Genomic DNA, 5,247 nt, shown 5'->3' on the forward strand with positions numbered 1-5,247 from the left:
GATTAAAGATACTTATATTCAATTTTATTCAGGGAATCAGATGGAAGCAAGCCTAGAAGGTTTATGGGTAAATGGTCGAGCTTATACCGTTTTTAACTTAAAATAATATAGCTGAGCTACTTTTAGATTTATTTAATTTAATAATATTCCTTAACGACTTTACAACTTAAAAATTAGGATTAAATCATGAAGCACTTTCGGATGTTTTATCAACCAGGATAATCCATGTGTGACTTGTAAATCTAAAACACTAGGACATCCTAGCTTTTTAGATTTACCTTTATCAATCTCAACCCTATTGTTATATAAATTAAATATATGACAACAAAAGCCGCAAATGTTCATTAGCGGCTTTTTGATTAGGTTATAGATCAAAGCAAAAATTCGAAGAGAGATGCAAGTACTGGCATGAAATTGCTAGGTTTTCGTACATTTTTGCAAAAGTTGCGCATGGTTTAAGAAAAATGATAAACATATAGTATATACAATATAGATATCAACAACGAGGTGATACAATGATATCCAAAGATGAAGAACATCACACGAATGGACGAGAAAGCAAGAAAACCGAAACCAACAGAAGCCAGAGCCAAAAAGGGTTGAAACACATGGGCACAGTTCAAAAATGGGGAAACAGTTTAGCGATTCGTATTCCCAGCCAATACGCAAAGAATCTAGGCGTAAAAAACGGTTCTCAAATTGAGTTCGAACTCTTAGACGACGAAATGGTTATCAAACCTGTCCGAACCAAACCATCGCTGGACGATTTATTAGCACAAACAAAAGGAAAAGCAAATCCACACCTGGATTATGACTTTGGTGTACAAGAAGGAAAGGAATTGATTTGAGTCTAACTGTCCCAAAAAAGGGTGAACTCGTTTTTTTGAATTCACCCAACAATCAGGGGATGAACAAGCCGGGCATCTCCCTTGTATTTCGATAAGCCAGAATCGTTTAACCAAGCAACCGGACTGACCATCATCCACCCCATCCGTTTACGAAGTGGAGATTGGCCATCGAAGTAAAAATACCCGAATTTTTGAAATTTAAAGGGTATGTAATAACTGACCAAGTGAAAAGCATTATTTGAAAGTTAAAAGTGCAAGATGAAACACTAAGAGAAATCGTGCAGAATTGCTTTGACATCATACATACATTCTTATCCTAACAAGGAGCAGTCATCCCTGGCTGCTAAATCACAGGCAGCTGGTGCAGCCTCCAAATTTGAGCCAATAATATCGAATTTGCGAAATGTTCCTCCGTTCCTGGTTTTTTCGAGAAAACTTTATATGCGTGATACGCACCATATTTATACTTTTTCTTTCTAGTCTTTACTTAAAAAAAGAAGGAACAAAGGAACACACATCGAGTGACCCCTTCGTACGAAAGGATTTAGCTGTTCCTTTTTTGCGTGAAAAAGCAGGGACATTGGAGGGACATTAGAGGAAAAAAAGGAACAAATCGGGCAAAAACACTTCCGTATATACAAAATGAATCCTCCTATTAGATGACTGTGACTTCTCTTTTTGGCTGAAAAATACTTGCTTACATGCAATTCGGACCCCCAAAAAGGAACATTTTGAGCGAAAAAGGAACATTTTGACCCCAAAAAGGAACAAACCAGGAACAAAAATGGAACGAATTTCGGGAGTATCCCCTCCTTTTCTTGCTTCTTTGTTTAACAATCGACAGCAGAATCAGGCTCAAATCCCGAATGGAACCTCCATATTTTTACAAATAGGGCAATAACTGCACAGGTCCGTGTGATATAAAGCCAGATCATCGATTTAATGGGGTTTATATTAAAAGGATTTTTCCCCAATTTTCTCTCGAATTTATAATAGCGCTTAGAAAACATAATAAAAAATGACTGGATCTTTATTACCGCCTTTGCTTAGAGGTTTCAAAGAAAAAACACATGTGATTTCACATGTGTTTGATATCCTATATTTCGCCTGCCAGCGATTTAATTATTTTATATTAGATTTTCAATAATTTTTTTATATTTACTCATGAATTTAATTACATCCTCACGATCGACGAGCACCTTACCTTCTAACTCAATAATTGGCAATCCAAGTTTTTCTAATTTTTGCAAATGCCCAAAAGAAATGCCGATAAACTCACAACATTGCTTTTTGGTCATGAACCTCATTACTCCACTATCCCTCTTAGCAGCTTCAAAAGCCTCTTTACTTAGCTCATAAAATAACTCAAAATATTTACCCTTAAACTCATCTGAAACCTGTAATGGTATGAAACCGTCCATAAGATTTATCCAACCTCCATTTTTTACTTCATAAGTAAATTATTTACTTACATAAGTATATACCACTCTAGTGGTAGAATCAATACTTTAGCAAGAAAAATATTTACTTAGTAAATATAATGTGTGATAATAAAGGTAACTTAACTTATAAAGTGAGGTAACTTTTAGTGGATGCTAAAAAATTTGGAAAGAAACTCAAAGAGATTCGGAAAGAGAAAAAGTTAACTTTACTCGACTTAAAAGCACGAACTGGTTATTCGGATTCATATTTGTCTCAAATCGAGAACGGCTATAAAGATTTGCCTAAACCTGCACTATTAAGAAAGCTTGCTACAGGATTAGACGTTTCACCTATATATCTAATGAATTTAGCCGGATACTCTGATTCTTATATAGACTTGGAGAATGACCGTGTAAAAAATGAAGGCAATAATCCTTTAAAGGAAGAAAAATTTTTAAATGAGATTAGAAATATAGATGTCAAACTACCATGCACTGAAGAAATAAAAACCGAATCCGGAGAGCATATCATTAAAGAATTATCGGATGACGAATTACGAAGAAGATTATTTGACCTTCATGACCTTCTTAATATGGATGTTGAATTGTACTATAAGAATGCCTCTTTAACAGATGAAAAACGTAATAAAGTTAGAAAGATACTCGAATTAATCTTCGAATAAAGAATTTTCTTTTCCTATATATAGCCTGCCAGCGTATCGGAAAGGAAACTATTATGACAAACATTAAAAAGTATACAAAGAGAGATGGTACTACCGCTTATATGTTTAATGCATATCTCGGCAAGGACCCGCTCACTGGAAAGAAGAAACGGACCACTCGGCGGGGCTTCAAGACAAAAAAAGAAGCAAATATTGCGTTATCAAAACTATTGGTGGAAGTGAATGAACTTGGGCTCCGCAAAAATGATCAGATGACCTTCCAGGAAGTTTTTGAAGAATGGTTTAAGCAGCATCGCAGAGAAGTAAAGCCAACTACGGTGTATGCAATGGAGAGTAAATTCAGCTGTAGAATTCTCCCAGTCTTTGGTCCTTACAAAATGAAAGACATCTCCCGCTCGCATTGTCAAAAAGCGATTAACGCTTGGGCCCAGGAGCTTAAAACCTTCAATGATTATAAGATACAAGCAAACCTGGTCTTCCGATATGCCATGAAAATGGATATTATTAAGCGCAATCCAATGGATTATGTCACATTGCCGAAATTAAAACATGAGATGGAATATAATGCGGAACTGGAAGAGAAAAAGTATTACTACACGCGAGAAGAGCTCAGGAGCTTCCTGGAGTCGGTTCAAGACGATGCCATGGCTTATACCATGTTTCGATTACTCGCCTTCACAGGAGCGCGCAAGGGGGAACTTTATGCCTTGCATTGGTCGGACGTGGACTTCCACCATAAGTCGATCAGCTTAAAAAAGACTTTGATTCACACGAGCAGCAAAAAACAGCTTTCGACATCGAAAACAAAGGCCTCTCGGCGTGTTGTTAGCGTGGATGATGAAACACTCGCGATCTTAAAGAAATGGCGTAGCAAGCAAATACAGCGCTATTTGAAGTTAGAACTTGCCGCTCCTTTTCAATCTGATAATAAGCAACCCATCTTTACGGTCTATAATCAGTTAAAACATGAAATGGATTATTGTCGACTGGCTTACTTAAATGAAAAGCTAGAAAGGATATATCTAAAGAACCCGGAGCTGCCACAAATAAATGTTCACGCCTTCCGGCATACACATGCCAGTTTGTTGTTTGCAGCCGGTGCTTCTATCAAAGATGTACAAGCCCGCCTCGGCCATACAGATATTCAAACCACGATGGATATTTACACTCATGTGACCGATGAAGCGAAGGAGAAAACAGCCGAGATGTTCCAGAAGTACATGAAATTTTAGCTCGGGGTATTCAAAGGGTATTCAATTCCAAATTTGGACATGAAAAAGCCCTCCCTGCTCAAAAGAGCATAGAGGGCAAAACCTTGGTATATAAGGTTTATTAACGCTTTGAGAACTGAGGTGCACGACGAGCGCCTTTAAGACCGTATTTCTTACGCTCAAAGCGTTTCTAAATTTAAAGAAGCTCGCTCAAGAAGCCGAAAAAATAAAGCAATATTTAGATGAAAAACAGAAAAAGGAACAAGAGATAGAATCTTGGATTGATCAGAATGATATAGATGAAGAATACGTTTTGGGATATTTTAAGAAAGATATCTTGTTCAATGAAATCTACCATTTATGTTCTGACTATGTAATTTCCCAAAATATCAGATTAGAAGGAACTTATTATGATGGTGAATCCGAACTTAATGGAATTGAAATAAAAGAAATTGAGAGCTTTGATATAAGTATAATTGCAGAAGAAATCATAATTTCAGGTGAATTATGGATTATTGCTGATTGTTCGTATGATGAATCGATTCCAGTTTCTAAGAATATGGACTTTTTAGCCATAGGAGACAGCACTTCATTTGAATTAGAAATTTCACTTCCTTTTTCACTTTCAATGGAAATGGGGAAATATAAAAGCATTCATAACTTACAATTTGAAGAGCCAAATATTGTTGGTAAACCTCGAATAGACCCTACACATGTTTTCTAAATCAAAAACCTCCTTCTTAGTTAGAAAGGAGGTTTTTTCATTTTAATACAATTATAGTCTCATCATTACTTATATTTCTATTGTGACACAATTGCACAATTGCACAACTTTGAAAATATAAACTCAATTATTTTGTTTCTTTAAGGCTTCGCTCTTCTTGGTGTTTTTTTATTGGTTATTCAGGAATAACTTACATACTTCTAATAATAAAAATCTACTGCTGTAGCATGGTATGATGTTTTAGAGGTGGTATTTATGTTTGTTTCACCAATGCTGCTTCATAAATCAGAGCAGCCATTTGAAGATAAAGAGTTTATTACTGAACTTAAACTTGATGGTATTCGGTTAATCCTGTCTAAG

5 protein-coding genes and 2 pseudogenes are annotated in these 5,247 nt (G+C 35.9%); 5 read left to right on the forward strand and 2 right to left on the reverse strand.

All coding sequences use genetic code 11. From position 1 onward, the window contains the following. Window positions 1–515: 515 nt before the first annotated feature. Window positions 516–848 carry an AbrB/MazE/SpoVT family DNA-binding domain-containing protein gene (locus BFI01S_RS20740; RefSeq protein WP_115596766.1) on the forward strand — a complete coding sequence of 111 codons (333 nt, stop codon included), beginning with the start codon at window positions 516–518 and terminating at the stop codon, window positions 846–848. A gap of 1,127 nt (window positions 849–1,975) precedes the next feature. Here BFI01S_RS20740 and BFI01S_RS20745 read toward each other — a convergent pair. Continuing rightward, window positions 1,976–2,269: a hypothetical protein gene (locus BFI01S_RS20745; RefSeq protein WP_061794283.1), complete on the reverse strand. Its 294-nt coding sequence runs from the start codon at window positions 2,267–2,269 to the stop codon at window positions 1,976–1,978. Between the two features lie 167 nt (window positions 2,270–2,436). Between BFI01S_RS20745 and BFI01S_RS20750 the strand changes: the two genes are divergently transcribed. Together BFI01S_RS20750 and BFI01S_RS20755 are read left to right on the forward strand one after the other, a co-directional pair. Further along, window positions 2,437–2,952, forward strand: coding sequence for a helix-turn-helix domain-containing protein (locus BFI01S_RS20750; RefSeq protein ID WP_061794284.1), 516 nt, complete (start codon window positions 2,437–2,439; stop codon window positions 2,950–2,952). Between the two features lie 53 nt (window positions 2,953–3,005). Beyond that, complete coding sequence (locus tag BFI01S_RS20755) at window positions 3,006–4,184, forward strand: site-specific integrase (protein WP_061794285.1); 1,179 nt, start codon at window positions 3,006–3,008, stop codon at window positions 4,182–4,184. 100 nt (window positions 4,185–4,284) lie between these two features. Here BFI01S_RS20755 and rpsI read toward each other — a convergent pair. Beyond that, a pseudogene (rpsI, locus tag BFI01S_RS24645) lies at window positions 4,285–4,347 on the reverse strand (30S ribosomal protein S9); the annotation flags it as partial. 129 nt (window positions 4,348–4,476) lie between these two features. Here rpsI and BFI01S_RS20760 point away from each other — a divergent pair. Then, window positions 4,477–4,887, forward strand: coding sequence for a hypothetical protein (locus BFI01S_RS20760; protein WP_061794286.1), 411 nt, complete (start codon window positions 4,477–4,479; stop codon window positions 4,885–4,887). 255 nt (window positions 4,888–5,142) lie between these two features. Then, window positions 5,143–5,247: pseudogene (locus BFI01S_RS24175) on the forward strand (ATP-dependent DNA ligase); the annotation flags it as partial.

This window comes from Cytobacillus firmus NBRC 15306 (assembly GCF_001591465.1).
GTDB lineage: Bacteria > Bacillota > Bacilli > Bacillales > Cytobacillaceae > Cytobacillus > Cytobacillus firmus.